The 615-nt window shown below is 60.0% G+C and carries 2 protein-coding genes; both read right to left on the bottom strand.

Annotated features, from left to right (window positions below; all coding sequences use genetic code 11):
- Positions 1–167, bottom strand: a 167-nt coding sequence (locus tag lacNas_RS02815) for a deaminase (protein WP_201346567.1), incomplete at its 3' end; no start/stop codon positions are given.
- A partial coding sequence (locus lacNas_RS02820; protein ID WP_201346568.1) for a class I SAM-dependent methyltransferase occupies positions 167–615 on the bottom strand: 449 nt, incomplete at its 5' end. The genes lacNas_RS02820 and lacNas_RS02815, both read right to left, overlap by 1 nt.

The raw sequence follows: 615 nt of genomic DNA on the forward strand, positions 1-615 counted from the left end.
GCCGTCCCGTCCTCGTCAAGCTCGCGGCGGTTGTAGCCGCGGCCGATGATCTGGCCGTCCGGGCCCACGACCACGGCCCCGATCGGGACTTCGTCTTGCTGGCGGGCCTTTTCAGCTTCGGCAAAGGCAGCCTGCATGTAGGTCTTTTTTTCTTCGCTTGAATACATTATTTCTTCACGCTCTTCAAAATGTAGTAGCCCTTGTCGCGGGTCAAAATTTCGCAGTTGCCCAGGCTGGCAGCCAGCATTTTCTTGGCGCTGGGTGCCCCCTGCTTTTTCTGAATGACGACCAAAAGCAGCCCACCTTTTGCCAGGTGCTCGCCAGCCGCGGTCAGAATGTCGGACCAGACCGCCTTGCCGGCCCGGATCGGCGGGTTGGTCACGATCATGGCGTATTGGCCTGAGACCTTCTGGTAGCGGTCAGAGGCAAAAACATTGGCATTCTTGATCCCGTTGGCAGCCGCGTTGCGCCGGGCCAGGTCCATGGCCCGCTCATTGACGTCGACCATGTCGACCTGGCGGTCAGGCCACTTTTTGGCGGCAAAAAGGCCGATCGGCCCGTAGCCGCAGCCAACGTCAAGAATGTTTCCGGCTGGCAGCTCCTGGTCCAGCATCT

The sequence above is a fragment of the Lactobacillus nasalidis genome, assembly GCF_016587775.1.
GTDB classification, from domain to species: Bacteria; Bacillota; Bacilli; order Lactobacillales; family Lactobacillaceae; genus Lactobacillus; species Lactobacillus nasalidis.